This window comes from Pelomonas nitida, from assembly GCF_043555975.1.
GTDB classification, from domain to species: Bacteria; Pseudomonadota; Gammaproteobacteria; order Burkholderiales; family Burkholderiaceae_C; genus Pelomonas; species Pelomonas nitida.
Map to the genome: position 1 here is coordinate 54,453 of NZ_JBIGIA010000009.1, position 16,822 is coordinate 71,274.

Consider the following 16,822-nt stretch of genomic DNA (forward strand, 5'->3'; position numbering starts at 1 on the left):
ATATTCAGTCCGATCAACTCGTCGGAGTTCGCATGCGCAGCGCCCAAGTCAAACCCATCAGCTATCTGAAGAGCCATGCCGCCAGCATCGCCAGCGACATCGCCGACTCTGGCGAGCCGCTGCTGATCACGCAGAACGGCGAGGCGCGGCTGGTGGTCATGGACGTGCATGCCTACGAGCGCCAGCAGGAGACGCTGGCGCTGCTGAAACTGCTGGCGCTGGGCCAGCGTGACATCGACGCCGGCCGCGTGCGCGATGCCGAGGACGTGTTCGCCGACCTCGCGAAGGAAGACGCCGCGTGACGGTCGTCTTCCTGCCCGGCGCCGAGCAGGATCTGCGCGACATCCGGCACTACGTGCTGAAGAAGTTCGGCGCGCCGGCCTGGGCAGACACGCTGGCCCGGCTGCGCGCCACGGTCGATGCACTGAAGACCTTCCCGCTGTCGGGCAAGGTGCCTGACGAACTGGCAGAGCTGGGCAGCGAGCGCTACCGCCAACTCGTCTCGGGCAGGAACCGCGTCATCTACGAGCCGGCCGCAGGCATCGTCTACGTCCACATCGTTTGCGACGTCCGCCGCGACCTGCGCGGCCTGCTGAGCCGGCGCCTGCTCAGCGTGGTGCGCTGAAGGGAGTGCGCGGGTGACGAACCTGACGCCACTTCAGGTATCCGAGTTGGTGATCGTCGAATCGCTGGAGCATGACGAGGTCAAAACTGGCGCCGAACTGGCTGCTTACGTCAGTTCCTTGGAATGCGCGCAGGATCGCGGACTGAAAGTGCGCCTGATTGAATGCTCTTACGCCTCTGAGTTCGTTGACCTGATCGAGGCATTAGCTGAGGAAGCAAGCATGCGCCAGTCGCATCCGATCCTTCACGTCGAGTGCCACGGGTCCGCAGATGGCGGCCTGCAGTTCGCAAACGGAAGCGAACTGACCTGGGACAGGTTCGGAGAAGGTCTGCGGCGCCTCAACGCTGCTACAGGGATCAACCTGATTGCATCGGTCTCTGCCTGCCACGGTGCGCACCTGCTCAGCGCCATGCCGCCCACCCTGCCTGCACCTTGCCTGATGATGGTTGGCCCAATCCGAGCGATGAATTCCGCTGAACTGATGGCTGGGTTTCGACTGTTCTACCGCAACCTGTTCGATTCGGGTGACGCTAGCTATGCTGCGGCGACGTTGTTGAGATCAACGCACCCTGAGATTGCTTGGGACGCCGTACACGCAGAGCAATGGTTCGATCAGGTCGTTGCAATTTACATCGAGAACGAATGCACTCCCAAGGCGGTGAAACGCCGGACACTCGCCCTATTCCAGCAAGGCCAGCGCGAGGGTCTCAGGCTGTCCATGGCGGAGCTGAAGCGCCTCCTCGTCCAAACACACCGCCAAGACCTCGATGGCAAATTTTTTGACCGTTTCTTCATGCTTGATGAATATCCCCATAACGCCGAAAGATTCCGGAACGCGCGAAACCAGTTGACGGCTCGCATCGCAGAACTGCGGTCGAAAAATCGGCATGCGCTGTAGTCCTTTGCACCTTCGGCAATAAACGCATGCAGTGCGATACCAAAACCTGGATCGCCGGCGCAACCGGCCTCGTCGGCCGCGCGCTGCAGGCCGAACTGCCCGAGGCCATCGCGCTGGCCCGCCGGCCCCTGCCGGGCGCGATGGTGGTGGACTACACCCGCCCGGCGTCGTTCGGCGCCCTGCCCGCGCCGCAGCGGGTCTTCATTGCGCTCGGCACGACGATGGCGCAGGCCGGTTCGCAGGCGGCGTTTCGCGCGGCGGACTTCGACGCCGTCGTCGCCGTCGCCCGTGCCGCCCGCGAGCGCGGCGCCACGCACTGCGGGCTGGTGTCGGCGCTGGGCGCCAATGCGCGCTCCGGCGTCTTCTACAACCGCGTCAAGGGCGAGGCCGAGGATGCGCTGATCGCGCTGGGCTTCGCGCGCCTGGTCATCGCCAGGCCGTCGCTGCTGGACGGCCACCGCGACGCGCTGGACCAGCCGCGCCGCGCCGGCGAGGCCTGGATGCTGCGCCTCGTGCGCCCCGTGGCCGGCCTGATCCCGAAACCGTGGCGCCCCATCGCACCCGAGCGCGTCGCCCGTGCGCTACGGCTTGCGCTGGATCAGCCCGGCCCGGCCGTGCAGGTGCTCGAATCCGGCGACCTGCATTCCCTCGGGTCTCCATGAAACTGACCTTCCTTGGCGCGGCCGACACCGTCACCGGTTCGCGCCACCTGCTGACGCTGGGCGACCAGCGCCTGCTGCTGGACGCCGGCCTGTTCCAAGGCTTCAAAGCCCTGCGCGAACGCAACTGGAGGCCGTTGGGTGGACCGACCACCGAGCTCGACGCCGTACTCCTGTCCCACGCCCACCTGGACCATTGCGGCTACCTGCCCGCACTGCGCCGTCAGGGCTTCAAGGGCCCCATCTACGCCACCGCCGCCACGCGCGACCTCTGCGATGTGCTACTACGCGACAGCGCCCACCTGCAGGAAGAAGACGCCCGCCGCGCCAACCGGGACGGCTCCAGCCGCCATGAAAAGGCACAGCCGCTCTACAGCGTGCGCGAGGCCGAGGCGACGATGAAGCAGTTCGTCGCCGTGCCGCGCGACGGACGCGTCATGCTGGGCGGCACCGAGGTGCGCTTCACGCCGGGCGGCCATCTGCTGGGCGCCACGTCCATCCACGTGCGGCATGGCGGCCGCTCGTTGCTGTTCTCGGGCGACGTGGGCCGCGCGGGCGACCTGCTGATGCCCACGCCGCAGGTGCCGCCGGCGGCGGACATCGTGATGATCGAGTCGACCTACGGCAACCGCCTGCACGCGCCCGAGGATGCGCAGGCCCGGCTCGCCCAGATCCTGCGCACGACGCTCAAGCGCGGTGGCTCGCTGCTGCTGCCCAGCTTCGCCATCGGCCGCGCGCAGGCCTTGCTGCTGGTGTTGCAGCGCCTGCGCAGTGCCGGCGAGTTGCCGCTGGACGTGCCCATCTGGCTGGACAGCCCCATGGCCGAGCAGGCCACCGAACTAACCATCCAACACGCCAAGCTGCTGCGCATCTCCGCCAGCGAGGCGCGCAGCCTGACCGATCGCGTGCACTACGTCACCAAGCAGGCCCAGAGCCTGAAGCTCGCCGCCAGCCTGGCCGCGCCGCGCGCCAAGCCCGCGATCGTCATCTCCGCCAGCGGCATGGCCACCGGCGGCCGCGTACTGAACTACCTGGAGACGCTGGCGCCTCAGCCTCAGCACCACATCGCCTTCCCCGGCTTTCAGGCCGGCGGCACGCGCGGCGCACGCATCGTGGCGGGCGAACGCGAGGTCAAGATCCGCGGGCGCTGGGTGCCGGTGAATGCCGAGATCAGCCACCTCGACGGCTTCTCCGGCCATGCCGACGCCGACGGTCTGCTGCAGTGGCTGCGCGCCACCTACCCGGCATCCGCACGGCCGCCCGAGCAGGTGTACGTGGTTCATGGCGAGCCCGCCGCCGCCGATGCGCTGCGCGGCCGCATCCAGGACGAACTGGGCTGGGCCGTGCGCGTGCCGCAACACGGGGAGACCGTCGAATGGTGATGGACGGCGCAGCTTTCGGCGTCTCCACCGAGATGATCACGGGCCTGGCGGCGGCGCTGGGCAGCGGCCTGCTGATCGGGCTGGAGCGCGAGCGCCACAAGCCACGCGGCGCGCGCGGCGAGCCGGCGGGGCTGCGCACGTTCACGCTGGCCAGCATGGCCGGCGCCCTGGCGCAGGCGCTGGCGCTGCCCGGGCTGGTGGCGCTGACGGCCGCTGCCGTCACGGCGCTGGCCGCCATCGCCTACGCGCGCGGCCGCGACCCCAGCCTGACCCGCGCACTCGCGCTGCTGGTGACCTGCCTGATCGGCGCGCTGTGCGTCACCGCGCCGCTGCTGGGCACGCCCACCGCCGTCGTGCTGACCGCGCTGCTGGCCGCACGCACCCGGCTGCATCGCTTCGCAACGCAGGTGCTGCGCGACGAAGAGCTGCACGACGGCCTGCTGCTGGGCGCGCTGGCACTGGTCGTGCTGCCGCTGATGCCGCAGCAGCCGCTGCCCTGGCTGGCCGGCATGAAGGCGCATTCGCTGATGGGGCTGATGCTGCTGCTGCTCGCGCTGCAGGCGGCCGGCCACATCGCGCTGCGGCTGGCCGGTCCGCAGGCCGGGCTGGCGCTATCGGGGCTGCTGTCGGGCCTGGTGTCCAGCACGGCCACCATCGCCGCCATGGGCAGCAAGTCGCGCGCGGAGCCGAGCTTGCGGCTGGCCTGTGCGGCGGGCGCGGTGATGTCGACCTGCGCCACCTGGCTGCAGGCCCAGGCCATGCTGTTCGCCATGGCCCCGCAGGCCGCGCTGGCCGTGCTGCCCATCGCACTGCTGGGCATGGCGGTGTGCGGTGGCCTGGGCCACCTGCTGATGCTGCGCTCGCATCAGCTCGAGAAAGACGGCCAGGTCTCGGCCCAGGTCGCCAGCCGCCGCGGCCCGCTGCGGCTGCGCGAGGCGCTGGTGCTGTCGTTGCTGCTGAGCGCCGTGGCCGTGGCCGTGAGCTGGGCGCGCGATGAGTTCGGCGCCTCGGGCCTGTACGGTGCCGTCGCGCTGACCGCGCTGGCCGACGTGCACGCGCCCATCGCCTCGCTGGCGGGCCTGCAGGCCGCCGGCAGCATCGACGTGCGCCAGGCGCTGCTGGGCCTGCTGTTGGCCTTCGCGTGCAACAGCCTCACGCGCAGCGTCACCGCCGTGGCGGCGGGAGGCTGGCGGTTCGCCCGCTTCGTCATCCCGGCGCTCGCGCTGCCCCTGCTGCTGGGCACGGGGCTGGCGGCGCTGCTGCACGGCGGCCTCGGGGTCTGAGCGCCGAGGTGCTGGCCGCGCGCCGTCGGATCGCGACGGCCGCGGTGCTCCAATCCTGCCGACGCTGCGAATTCACAGGCCCCCGTTGAAGTCTCCCTGCATCCTGCCGGCCGAGGTCGATTTCTCCGACCCTGCCGCCCCCGCCTCGCCCAGCTTCGGCGACGTCTACCACGCCCGTGCCGGCGCACTGGCGCAGGCCCGGCATGTGTTCATCGCCGGCAACGGCCTGCCCCAGCGCTGGCAGGGGCACACCCATTTCGTCGTGCTGGAAACCGGCTTCGGCCTCGGCAACAACTTCCTCGCCACCTGGGACGCGTGGCGGCAAGACCCGGCACGCTGCGAGCACCTGCACTTCGTCAGCGTCGAGAAGCATCCGCTGCGCCGCGATGACCTGGCACGCGCCCACGCGGCCAGCCCGCTGCCGGACCTGGCCGCTCAATTGGTGGAACGCTGGCCGCCGTTGACCGCCGGCCTGCACACGCTGGCCTTCGAAGGCGGGCGCGTCACCTTGCTGCTGGGCCTGGGCGATGCGCGTGAGCTGCTGCGCGAGCTGGTGCTGCCGGCCGACGCGATCTACCTCGATGGCTTCGCCCCCAACCGCAACCCGGACATGTGGGATGAATGGCTGCTCAAGTCGCTGGCGCGGCACGCCTCGCCCGGCACGACGGTGGCCACCTGGAGCATCAACCGGCCGATGCGACGCGCGCTGGCCGCCAACGGCTTCGACGTCCAGCTGGCGCCAGGTTTTGCCAGCAAGCCGGAGATGACCGTCGCCCGCCATGCGCCGCACCACACGCCGCAGCGGCCGGCCGGGCGCGAGCCGCTGGCGGCGCGGGCGCGGCGCGCCGTCGTCATCGGCGCGGGGCTGGCCGGTGCGGGCTGCGCGCTGGCGCTGGCGCGCGCCGGTATGGACTGCACGGTCTTCGACGCGCTGCCCGGGCCGGCACAGGCCAGCTCCGGCAACCCGGCCGGGCTGTTCCACGGCACGCTCAATCCCGATGACGGCACGCACGCCCGCTTCAACCGCGCGGCGGCGCTGGCCACGCAGGCCTTGCTGGCCGAGTTGGGGTTGCCGCATCAGCGTGGCCTGCTGCGGCTCGAAACGCGGCTCGCCGCCGACGCGATGCCGGCCGTGCCCGGCTATGTGCAACCGCTGCCGGCAGACACGGCCTCGGCGCGTGCCGGCACGCCACTGGCCCACCCCGCCTGGCTGTACCCAGGCGGCGGCGCCATCGACCCAGCGGCCTACGCCCGCGCCATGCTGGCCGCCAGCGGCGCGCAGTTGCGGCTAAATACACCCGTCGCCGCCTGGCGCGAGGTGGACGGCGGATGGCAGTTGCTGGCCGCCGATGGCCAGGTCATCGACACCACGCCGCTGCTGGTGCTGGCCGGGGGGCATGGCCATCGCGCGCTGCTCGGCGATCTCGCTGGCGACCTGACCCTGCAGCGCGGCCAGCTGAGCCATCTGCCCGACGCGCCGTGGCAGCCGCAACTGCCGGTGGCCGGCGACGGCTACGCGATCGCGGATGGCCGGGGCGGCGCCTGGTGTGGCGCCACCGCCCAGGACGGCGACACCGACCCAGCCCTGCGCGAGGCCGACCAGGCCGAGAACCTGACGCGTTACGCCCGCCTGGCCGGCCTGTCCGCGGTGCCGCAGGCGCCGCTGGCGGGTCGCGTGGGCTGGCGCCTCGTCGCCCCCGACCGCCTGCCGCTGATCGGCGGGCTGGCTGCGCCGGGCCCGCTGGCACCGCAGCTGCGGCTGCAGCCGCGGCGCCCCGGGCTCATCGTCTGCACGGCCTTCGGGTCGCGCGGCATCACCTGGGCCGCGCTTGCGGGCCAACTGGTTGCCGCGCAGGCCCTGGGCCTGCCGCGACCGCTCGAAGCCGAACTGCTCGACGCCGTGGACCCGCTGCGCTTCGCCTTGCGCCGTCAACGCAAGCCAGCCGGCTGAGCGCGAATTCGCGCAACTATTGCCGCTTTGCCGGCCTCATCACCCTGGCTGCAGAAAGCGAGGCAGCACACTGTGCCTTCCTGCCGGCTTCGACCGGCGTTTTTGTTTGACATGGAGAAGAAGGCATGTTCGGTACTGGCGGAGGTTCGCAACGGCTGAAGGTGGCACTGGGCCTGGTGCTCGGCGTGGTCACGGTGGGCGTGGGGATGGCCCTCAGCAGCCTGGGCGACAGCGCCGCCGCCAAGCCCTGGCTCGTCGGCAGCCTCGTCATCACCTGGCTGGTCAGCGTGTTCGCCTTCGTGACCGGTGGCGGCGGCCCGGGCTCCAGGCTCCACGCGGCGACCGAGGCCGCCGAAGCGCTGGCGCGCTTCGACCTGACGCACCCCATCCCCAACGGTGGCAGCGATGACGTGGGGCGCCTGCTGACCGCGCTCGACGGCACCCAGCGCGCGCTGCAGAAGCTCATCGGCGACGTGCGTGGCGCGTCCGACAGCATCGGCACCGCCAGCGCCGAGATCGCCACCGGCAATCTCGACCTCAGCCAGCGCACCGAGCAGACGGCCAGCAACCTGCAGAACGCCGCCTCCTCCATGGCCGAGCTCACCGGCACCGTCAAGCAGACCGCCGACTCTGCGATGACCGCCAACCAGCTCGCCAGCTCCGCCGCCTCCGTCGCCCAGCGCGGCGGCGAAGCCGTCTCGCAGGTCGTCTCAACCATGGACCAGATCAGCCAGAGCTCGCGCAAGATCAGCGACATCATCGGCACCATCGACGGCATCGCGTTCCAGACCAACATCCTGGCACTGAACGCCGCCGTCGAGGCCGCCCGCGCCGGTGAGCAGGGCCGCGGCTTTGCCGTCGTGGCCGGCGAGGTGCGCACGCTGGCCCAGCGCAGCGCCGAAGCCGCCAAGGAGATCAAGAGCCTCATCAGCGCCAGCGTCGAGCGTGTGGACTCCGGCACCGAGCAGGTCCAGGCCGCCGGCGCGACGATGACCGAGATCGTCGCCAGCGTGCAGCGCGTGACCGACATCATTGGCGAGATCAGTGCCGCGGCCCGCGAGCAGAGCGAGGGCATCGCCTCCATGCACACCGGGGTCGTGCAGCTCGACCAGATGACGCAGCAGAACGCCGCCCTCGTCGAGGAATCCGCCGCCGCGGCCGAAAGCCTGCGCGAGCAGTCGGGCCGCATGGCCGAAGCGATCAGCGTGTTCCGGCTGCCCGGTGGCTCGCATCGCGCCACGGCACCCGTCAGCAAGGCGCCGGCCGTCAGGGCCACATCCCCGATTCCCAAGGCCGCTGCGGCCAAGCCACCGACCACCCCATCGACCACCAAGCTGGCGGCCGCAGCCACCGGGCCGTCCGCAACCAAGAAGCGCCCCAAGCCCGCGCAGCCTGCCGTCGCCACGGCGCCCGCTGCCGCGCCAAGCCCGGCACCGGCGCCAGCGGATGACGGCGACTGGGAAACCTTCTGACCGCAAAACCCGCGCCCCGGTCAGCACGGGCGCGAACAGCTTCAAGACAATCTGCAGGGGCAGCCTGACGCTTCTCCCCCTGTCACGTCGACAGCCGCTGTGCGAGCATGCCCTGACAACAACCGGGGGCAAGAAACCATGTTCGCCGCACTCTTCTCTCAACGCTCGATCGGCCAACGACTGGGCCTGGGGCAATCGCTGGTCCTGCTGATCGCCCTGCTGGGCTCCGGCATGGGCTACTGGGGCCTGCAACGCGTGGCGTCCGAGACGGACCAGCTCTACAACAGCGCGCTGGTCACGGAGCGCGTGGCTGCGGACTGGTACCGCAACGTCTTCAACGGCACGACGCGCACGACGGCCATCGCCGTCAGTTCAGACCCGGCGCTGGCGACGTTCTTCGCGCCCCAGGCCGCCGAGGCCACGCGCATCTCGACCGAGCTGCAGCAACGACTGGACAAGCTGCTGGAAACGCGCGATGAGCGCGCGCTGTTCGAGAAGATCGCCGGCCTGCGCACCGCGTACATCGCGGCCCGCGACAGCCTCACGGCTGCCAAGAAGGCCGGCGACACGGATCGCGCCAAGGAGATCTTCGACCAGCAGTTCACGCCGACCTCCGTCGCCTACCTGGACGGCATCAAGAACGTCGCGCAACAGCAGCGCGACCAGCTCGACGGCGCGATGCAGCGCCTGCAGGCGGCCAACAACCGAGCCCGCATCGGCCTGCTGACATTCGCGCTTGTGAGCCTCGCAGCAGGCGGAGCGCTGGCCTGGGCGCTGACGCGCTCGATCACGAGCCCCCTGCGCCAGGCCGCCCGGGTCGCGGACGAAATCGCCCGCTTCGATCTCACACACGACATCCAATCGCACAGCAACGACGAAACCGGCCGGCTGCTGCAGTCGCTGGGCACGATGCAGACGGCGTTGCTGAAACTCATCAGCGAGGTGCGCGGCTCGACCGACAGCATCAGCACCGCCAGCGCCGAGATCGCCACCGGCAACCTCGACCTCAGCCAGCGCACCGAGCAGACCGCCAGCAACCTGCAGAACGCCGCCTCCTCCATGGCCGAGCTCACCGGCACCGTCAAGCAGACCGCCGACTCTGCGATGACCGCCAACCAGCTCGCCAGCTCCGCCGCCTCCGTCGCCCAGCGCGGCGGCGAGGCCGTCTCGCAGGTCGTCTCGACCATGGAGCAGATCAGCCAGAGCTCGCGCAAGATCAACGAGATCATCGGCACCATCGACGGCATCGCCTTCCAGACCAACATCCTGGCGCTGAACGCCGCCGTCGAAGCCGCCCGCGCCGGTGAGCAGGGCCGCGGCTTTGCCGTCGTGGCCGGCGAGGTGCGGCTGCTGGCCCAGCGCAGCGCCGAGGCCGCCAAGGAGATCAAGACCCTCATCAGCGCCAGCGTCGAGCGCGTGGACTCCGGCACCGAGCAGGTCCAGGCCGCCGGTGCCACGATGACCGAGATCGTCGCCAGCGTGCAGCGCGTGACGGACATCATTGGCGAGATCAGTGCCGCAGCAAGCGAGCAGAGCGAGGGCATCGCCTCCGTCAACGCCTCCGTCGTGCAGCTCGACCAGATGACGCAGCAAAACGCCGCCCTCGTCGAGGAATCCGCCGCCGCGGCCGAAAGCCTGCGCGAGCAGTCGAGCCGCCTGGCCGAGGCCATCGGCGTGTTCAAGCTCAGCGGGGCTCTGGCCACCCGTGCTGCGCCGCCCGCCGTGCGGCGCCCGCCGGCAACACCTGCGCCTCGCCCAGCGGCAGCGCCCAAGCCAGCGAAGGCGTTGACGGCGACAGCGGCTGCCAGGGCGCCAGCCCGGCCGGCCACCAAGGCGCCCACAGCCAGCCCGGCAGCGCCCGCCGCCACGGACGACGGCAACTGGGAGACTTTCTGACACCGTGACGCTGCGGCCGCCAGGCCACCGCCTCGTCGTAGGGCGCCCCATGGCGCCCTTTTTCATTTCAAATGCCGCATGGCGCCCGCCAAAGCGCCTCAAAGTTGGCGTATTCCGCCATTGCTGTCGAGATCGGTCCCGGCGGATGCGTTGAACATTCCCAGGCGGCGCCAAGGCGCCAGTCCCCCAAGGCTGGGTGGCCCCAGCAAAAAACGAGGAGATCCGATGTTCACCCCACTGTCCATCCCATCCATCGGCCGGCGCATGGCCCTCGTGTTGAGCGCGGTGCTGCTCACCTCCTTCCTCGGCTCGGGGATCGGCTACTGGGCGCTCATGCGTTTGGCGACTGAAAGCACCGACATGTACGAGTTGTCGCTCAAGAAGGAGCGGCTCGCTTCGGACTGGGACCGCAACCTCGTCGGCGGCGTGAACCGGACGATCGCCGTGGCCGCCAGCAAGGACATGACACTGGCGCAGTTCTTCGCGCAGATCACGGCAGAGAGCAGCAAGAAGTCAGGCGAGCTGCAAAAGCAGTTGGAACCGCTGATGACCACCGATGAGGAAAAGGCGCTGTTCACCAAGCTGAGCGACGCGCGCAAGGCCTACCTCAGCACCCGCGACGCGGTGTTCGCCGCGAAGAAGGCTGGTGACGCCGAGAGTGCCCAGAAGGTCTTCGAATCTCAGTTCCAGCCGGCCGCCGCGCAGTTGCAGGAATCCATGCGGGCGTTGGTGCAGATGCAGCGCGACCTGATGGACGCAGCCCAGGAGCGCAGCGCCAAGGCCAACAGCACGGCGCGGGCTGCGCTGGTCGCCTTCGGTTTGGGCGCGCTGGCCGTCGGTGCGGCGTTGTCGCTGTGGCTCACACGCTCCATCACACGCCCTTTGCTCCAAGCGGCCGATGCAGCAACGGCCATCGCGCATTTCGACTTGACGCATGACATCCGCCCGCAGACGCAGGACGAAGTCGGGCGGCTGCTGCAGGCACTGCACGACATGCAATCCTCGCTGCAGAAGCTCATCGGCGAAGTCCGCGGTGCGGCCGACAGCATCGGCACCGCCAGCGCCGAGATCGCCACCGGCAACCTCGACCTCAGCCAGCGCACCGAGCAGACGGCCAGCAACCTGCAGAACGCCGCCTCCTCCATGGCCGAGCTCACCGGCACCGTCAAGCAGACCGCCGACTCTGCGATGACCGCCAACCAGCTCGCCAGCTCCGCCGCCTCCGTCGCCCAGCGCGGTGGCGAGGCCGTCTCGCAGGTCGTCGCGACCATGGAGCAGATCAGCCAGAGCTCGCGCAAGATCAACGAGATCATCGGCACCATCGACGGCATCGCCTTCCAGACCAACATCCTCGCGCTGAACGCCGCCGTCGAGGCCGCCCGCGCCGGTGAGCAGGGGCGCGGCTTCGCCGTCGTGGCCGGCGAGGTGCGGCTGCTGGCCCAGCGCAGCGCCGAGGCCGCCAAGGAGATCAAGACCCTCATCAGCGCCAGCGTCGAGCGCGTGGACTCCGGCACCGAGCAGGTTCAGGCCGCCGGCGCCACGATGACCGAGATCGTCGCCAGCGTGCAGCGCGTGACGGACATCATTGGCGAGATCAGTGCCGCAGCAAGCGAGCAGAGCGAGGGCATCGCCTCCGTCAACGCCTCCGTCGTGCAGCTCGACCAGATGACGCAGCAGAACGCCGCCCTCGTCGAGCAGTCCGCCGCCGCGGCCGAGAGCCTGCGCGAGCAGTCGAGCCGCCTGGCCGAGGCCATCGGCGTGTTCAAGCTCAGCGGGGCTCTGGCCACTCGTGCTGCGCCGCCCGCCGTGCGGCGGCCGCCGGCAACACCTGCCCCGCGCCCAGCCGCCGCTCCCAGGCCGGCGAAGGCATTGACGGCGCCACCCGCCGCCAAGGCAGCCCCCCGCCTGGCCGCCAAGGCGCCAACGGCCAGCGCGGCGAAGGCCCCCACCCCGGCCGCCACGGACGACGGCAACTGGGAAACCTTCTGAGCGCCCCGGCAGCGCTAGCCCCTTGCGGCTGGCGGCTGCCTAGTCCGCCGCACACGTTGCGCTGGGAATCCGGGCCTGCCTGTCACTGATTCCGGGACACGGCCTGCACACCCCCGTCACTCTCCTCTGAACGGCGCCGTTTGGTTGGCATTCGCGGCCGCGTGCAGCTGTTGCTGCACCACGCCACCTCGGGATGCCCCGTAGGCAACCGGCTGGCCAAGTGCTCAAAGTCATGCCCGCGCCGCACCGGCGCAGCTCCGCGGCAGACCCGCCGCACGCCAACAAGACGGAGATTTCAATGCCCTCCAACTTCCTTCGCCTCACATTGCTGGGCGTGGCACTTTCGGCAACCCTGGCCCAGGCCCAGACCGACACCCAGGTCCGGGCCCAACGCGCCGACGTCGCGCGAAGCCGTGCCGAGACCCATGTGCGCCAGTTCCCGGGCCTGAGCATGAACGGCAGCAACCATGCCTACCAGGTGCGCGATGTCGTCGTCGACGACGACGGCAGCAGCCACGTGCGCATGGACCGCACGGTCGGTGGCCTGCGCGTCATCGGCGGTGACCTCATCGTGCAGAACGACAGCTACGGCAACCTGCGCACCATGCATCACAACCTGCGTTGGGGCGTCGACGTCGGCACCAAGCCGGCACTCGCCGCCACGCGCGCCACGCTGAACGTGCTGCGCACCGAGGGCGGCACCACCGGCAAGCCCGAACTCGTCGTCTACGCCCGCGACCAGGTGCCCGCGCTGGCCTGGGACGTGCCCGTCTCCGGCATGCAGGCTGACGGCACGCCCTCCGAGAAGCATCTCATCATCGACGCGACGACCGGCCGCCAACTCGACGCCTGGGACGACATCCACACCGCCGCCGCCAGCGGCACCGGCAAGACGCTCTACAGCGGCAACGTCACGCTGACGACCAACAGCATCAGCGGTGGCTACGAGCTGCGCGACCCCAGCCGCGGCAACACCTACACCATCAACCTGGCGAACAAGACCAGCGGTGGCAGCATCGTGACCGATGCCGACAACGTCTGGGGCAACAACGCCACCAGCAGCACCCAGAGCGCCGCCGCCGACGCGCAGTACGGCACCGCCGTGACGTGGGATTACTACAAGAACGTGCATGGCCGCAGCGGCATCGCCAACAACGGCACAGGCGCCTACAACCGCGTGCACTACAGCTCCAACTACGCCAACGCCTTCTGGTCGGACTCCTGCTTCTGCATGACCTACGGTGACGGCAACGGCACGACGTTCAAGCCGCTGGTGTCACTGGATGTCGCGGGCCACGAGATGTCGCACGGCGTCACCAGCCGCACGGCCAAGCTCACCTACTCCGGTGAGTCGGGCGGCCTGAACGAAGCCACGTCCGACATCTTCGGCACGATGGTCGAGTTCTATGCGGCCAACAGCAACGATGCGGGCGACTACCTGATCGGCGAGAAGATCCGCGTCAACGGCGGCTCGCTGCGCAGCATGATCAAGCCCAGCAGCGATGGCTCCTCTTCGGACTGCTGGTACTCCGGCGTCGGCAACCTGGACGTGCACTACAGCTCGGGCGTGGCCAACCACTTCTTCTTCCTGCTGGCCGAAGGCACCAACAGCAGCTACGGCAAGAGCCCGACCTGCGTGAGCGGCAACACCCGCGTCGCCAGCGGCTCGGGCACGCTGACCGGCATCGGCCGGGACAAGGCCGCCAAGATCTGGTACCGGGCGCTGACCACCAAGTTCACGTCGTCCACGACCTATGCCGGCGCTCGCACCGGCACCATCGCGGCCGCCAATGAGCTCTACGGCAGCGGCAGCGCCGAAGCGACCGCCGTGGCGGCCGCCTGGAGCGCCGTCGGCCGCAACTGAGGCCGGACCTTCAGTCCTGAGTAGGGGCGCCCTGGGGCGCCCCTTTTTGCGTGTAGCTCGCCTTGCGACCCCGCGCCGGGTACCAGACATCACGCTCCACCCACAGCCGCAATCGGCCCGCGCGGTCCTCGCGCTGCTCGCCCAGCCAGGCGAGCACAACGTCATCGAGCACATAGACACCGTCGCGCTGCTGACGCACACCCTCGGGCCAGCGGCGACGCAACGAGACCGCAGGCATAGACGAGCCCAGCGCAGTGGCGAGGTCATCCAGGGCCAGCCAACGTTGGCGCAGCAGCTCGTCATCCTCCACGCGGATGCGATGACCCTTGAACTGGTAGAACCGGCCCTGCACGGGCTTGAAGGCCAGTGCACGCAGCGATCGCCAGATGGCGGCCCCGAGCGCCACGATGTCTGGCGCCAGCGCCTGGCCGAGCGACCGGATGGCGATCAGGCCCCCCAGCGCCAGCCCCGCCATGCCACCGACCAACCACCACGCCAGTGCCGCGAACGCGCCGCACAACGTCAGCTTGAACAGCGCGCTGCGCCACCAGTGGTGGCGCTCATGCGAGGCCGCGTCGAAACCGAAGGGCGCGCGCGACACGCAGCGCGATCAGAACGTCAATGTCTTCACGCCCTCGGCGCCGCCGAGCAGGCAGACCTGCGCCTTGTGGCGAGCGAACACGCCCACCGTGACGACGCCGGGCCACTGGTTGATCTCGGCCTCGAACGCCAGCGGGTCGGAGATGGACAGGCCCGTCACGTCGAGGATGTGGCCGCCGTTGTCGGTGACGACACCGGCGCGCAGCGTGGCGGTACCGCCGAGCTTGGCGAAGCGTCGCGTGAGCTGCGCCGCAGCCATCGGGATGATCTCGACCGGCAGCGGGAACTTGCCCAGCGTGGCCACGAGCTTGGACGCATCGGCGATGCAGACGAACTTGTCGGCCAGGTCGGCCACGATCTTCTCGCGCGTCAGCGCCGCGCCACCGCCCTTGACCATGAAACCCTGGCCGTCGATCTCGTCGGCACCGTCGATGTAGACGGTCAGGCCCGTCACCGCAGCGGCGTCCAGCACCGGGATGCCGTGCTTTTGCAGTCGCTGCGTGGAGCGCTCCGAGCTGGACACCGCACCCGCCACCTGGATGCCGCTGGCGGCCAGCGCGTCGATGAAGCAGTCCACCGTCGAGCCCGTGCCCACGCCGACGATCTGGCCGGGGGTGACGTAGTCCAGGGCGGCGCGGCCCACCAGTTGCTTGAGCTGATCTTGGTTCATGCCGCAATTGTCGCCGCGCCGACTCGCGCGCTGCGCTCAGCCCGCATAGAAGCGCCCGTGGAATCCGTAGGGCACGGCGTAAGGCAGCCAGGCGCGCGCGATCGGGCCGGCGCCCAGCGCCTGGGCGTCGAACACGTCCAGGAAGCTGCGTTCGCGGCGGATGTCGTAGCCCATGCCCAGCAGCCAGCCCGCGCCTTCACCGCGGCTGCCCGGGCGCGGCACCATCACGTGCTCCTCCACGACGACGTCGTCACCGTAGCTGAACCGTTCGCGCGCACTGCTCTCGATGTCCAGCCGCATCAGGCCGTTGAAGCCCCAGCGCGCGCTGGTGTCCACCGCGGTGGGGTACCAAACCAGGCGATGGCGCTGCGCCACCACGCGCGGGTCCACCACCGGGAACTCCACCGCCTCGTCGCGCGCCGCCAGCGTCAGCCGGCCGGTGGCGAGGTCGATGTCCAGCACCCGCGCGGTCGACACGTCGCGCTCGGCACGACGGCCCTGCATCAGCTGGCCGATCGCGGCGTTGAACTCGGGCAGCGGCACGCCCTGCACATAGTCCACGCGCAGGTGGCCGCCCTCGTCCCAGGCATTGCCGAAGTGAAAGACATGGGCCGCCGGCATCTCGAACAGCTTCCAACGGCTGACGTCCGCCTTGTCCACCACCAACACCCGGGTGGGCTGCTCGGCTTGCCAGCGCATCGCCGCCAGCATGGCAGCGCCCGCCTGCAGCGCATGGCGGTCCAGCGTGATGGGCGCCATCAGGAACACGAGATGGCGCTGCGACACCGCGAAGTCGTGCAGCATCGGCGGCGCCTGCACGTCCAGCACGGCATGACGCAAGACCTGGCCTTGCGCGGACAGCTGATAGAGCGCCAGCCGGCCCCCGGCGGTGCCGAAGTTCCAGACGGTGCCGTCGGCCTCCACCTTGGGATGGGCCGAGAACGGCATGCCGCGCAAGGCCTCGGACCAGACCTTCACGCCGCGCGTTTGCAGCGTGGCCGGGTCCAGTTCGTAGGCACTGCCGCCCTCCCACAGCGCATAGAGTTGATCGCCCTGCAGCAGCACGCTGGTGTTGGCGACGTTGACGCTGTCGGCATGGCGCACCGGCCGCTGCGCCGGCACCGCGGTGCCGAAGGCCGGCAGCAGAAAGCGCCCGGCGCCCTGTTCGGCGCGGAACTTCTCGGTCTGCACGAAGCGGGCCTGGTGGCTGATGCGCCCGCCCGGCGCCAGCGTCCAGCACTGCAGCAGCCCGTCACCGTCAAACCAATGCTCGTAACGCCGGTCACCGCGCTGCAGCAGACCTGGGCCGTTGCGGAAGTAGCGCCCGACGAGGCCGGCAGGCCAGCGGCCCTCCACGACCAGCGAGTCCGCCTGCAGGTCTCGTCCGTCCAGGCCCCGAAACGGCTGCAACTCGGCCGCGGCTGAGCGGAATTCGTCGTGCCCCCAGGCGAACGCACCCGGGCTCACGCCAGCGGCGACCAGGCCCGTGAGCCACTGACGCCGCGACAACATGGCTTGCGTCATGGGCGCCAC

Annotated in this window: 14 protein-coding genes; 11 read left to right on the plus strand and 3 right to left on the minus strand. The window is 70.0% G+C overall.

Features of this window, described 5'->3' with window-relative positions; translation table 11 throughout:
- The first annotated feature begins 32 nt into the window (after positions 1-32).
- The 11 genes from ACG00X_RS13015 (at position 33) to ACG00X_RS13065 (ending at position 14,019) form a co-directional block, all read left to right on the plus strand.
- Positions 33-302 (plus strand): type II toxin-antitoxin system Phd/YefM family antitoxin, encoded by a 270-nt coding sequence (locus tag ACG00X_RS13015; protein WP_394488610.1) that lies wholly within the window; start codon positions 33-35, stop codon positions 300-302.
- The gene (locus ACG00X_RS13020; RefSeq protein WP_394488611.1) at positions 299-625 is read left to right on the plus strand and encodes a type II toxin-antitoxin system RelE/ParE family toxin; all 327 of its coding nucleotides are present in this window, start codon (positions 299-301) and stop codon (positions 623-625) included. The genes ACG00X_RS13015 and ACG00X_RS13020 overlap by 4 nt, the downstream gene beginning before the upstream one ends.
- Before the next feature lie 13 nt (positions 626-638).
- On the plus strand, positions 639-1,523 hold the full coding sequence (locus ACG00X_RS13025; RefSeq protein WP_394488612.1) for a hypothetical protein: 885 nt from the start codon (positions 639-641) through the stop codon (positions 1,521-1,523).
- 26 nt (positions 1,524-1,549) lie between these two features.
- Entirely contained in the window at positions 1,550-2,185 is a 636-nt protein-coding gene (locus ACG00X_RS13030; RefSeq protein ID WP_394488613.1) for a Rossmann-fold NAD(P)-binding domain-containing protein, read from the plus strand.
- Positions 2,182-3,564: an MBL fold metallo-hydrolase RNA specificity domain-containing protein gene (locus tag ACG00X_RS13035; RefSeq protein ID WP_394488614.1), complete on the plus strand. Its 1,383-nt coding sequence runs from the start codon at positions 2,182-2,184 to the stop codon at positions 3,562-3,564. Before ACG00X_RS13030 ends, ACG00X_RS13035 begins: the two co-directional genes overlap by 4 nt.
- Positions 3,564-4,847, plus strand: coding sequence for a DUF4010 domain-containing protein (locus ACG00X_RS13040; protein WP_394488615.1), 1,284 nt, complete (start codon positions 3,564-3,566; stop codon positions 4,845-4,847). Before ACG00X_RS13035 ends, ACG00X_RS13040 begins: the two co-directional genes overlap by 1 nt.
- An 85-nt stretch (positions 4,848-4,932) precedes the next feature.
- Complete coding sequence (gene mnmC / locus ACG00X_RS13045) at positions 4,933-6,798, plus strand: bifunctional tRNA (5-methylaminomethyl-2-thiouridine)(34)-methyltransferase MnmC2/FAD-dependent 5-carboxymethylaminomethyl-2-thiouridine(34) oxidoreductase MnmC1 (protein WP_394488616.1); 1,866 nt, start codon at positions 4,933-4,935, stop codon at positions 6,796-6,798.
- A 125-nt stretch (positions 6,799-6,923) separates the two neighbouring features.
- Positions 6,924-8,270, plus strand: a complete 1,347-nt coding sequence (locus ACG00X_RS13050; protein WP_394488617.1) for a methyl-accepting chemotaxis protein — start codon at positions 6,924-6,926, stop codon at positions 8,268-8,270.
- A gap of 138 nt (positions 8,271-8,408) precedes the next feature.
- The gene (locus tag ACG00X_RS13055; RefSeq protein ID WP_394488618.1) at positions 8,409-10,166 is read left to right on the plus strand and encodes a methyl-accepting chemotaxis protein; all 1,758 of its coding nucleotides are present in this window, start codon (positions 8,409-8,411) and stop codon (positions 10,164-10,166) included.
- 225 nt (positions 10,167-10,391) lie between these two features.
- Entirely contained in the window at positions 10,392-12,155 is a 1,764-nt protein-coding gene (locus tag ACG00X_RS13060; protein ID WP_394488619.1) for a methyl-accepting chemotaxis protein, read from the plus strand.
- 298 nt (positions 12,156-12,453) lie between these two features.
- On the plus strand, positions 12,454-14,019 hold the full coding sequence (locus ACG00X_RS13065; protein WP_394488620.1) for a M4 family metallopeptidase: 1,566 nt from the start codon (positions 12,454-12,456) through the stop codon (positions 14,017-14,019).
- A 10-nt stretch (positions 14,020-14,029) separates the two neighbouring features.
- Here ACG00X_RS13065 and ACG00X_RS13070 read toward each other — a convergent pair whose 3' ends face one another.
- Genes ACG00X_RS13070 through ACG00X_RS13080 form a run of 3 tightly spaced genes read right to left on the minus strand, consistent with a single transcriptional unit; the run spans position 14,030 to position 16,813 of the window.
- A complete protein-coding gene (locus ACG00X_RS13070; RefSeq protein ID WP_394488621.1) occupies positions 14,030-14,620 on the minus strand; it encodes a hypothetical protein in 591 nt (196 codons plus the stop codon).
- A gap of 9 nt (positions 14,621-14,629) precedes the next feature.
- A complete protein-coding gene (gene rpiA, locus ACG00X_RS13075; protein WP_394488622.1) occupies positions 14,630-15,289 on the minus strand; it encodes a ribose-5-phosphate isomerase RpiA in 660 nt (219 codons plus the stop codon).
- A gap of 36 nt (positions 15,290-15,325) precedes the next feature.
- Positions 15,326-16,813 carry a carotenoid oxygenase family protein gene (locus ACG00X_RS13080; protein WP_394488623.1) on the minus strand — a complete coding sequence of 496 codons (1,488 nt, stop codon included), beginning with the start codon at positions 16,811-16,813 and terminating at the stop codon, positions 15,326-15,328.
- Between the last annotated feature and the right edge of the window lie 9 nt (positions 16,814-16,822).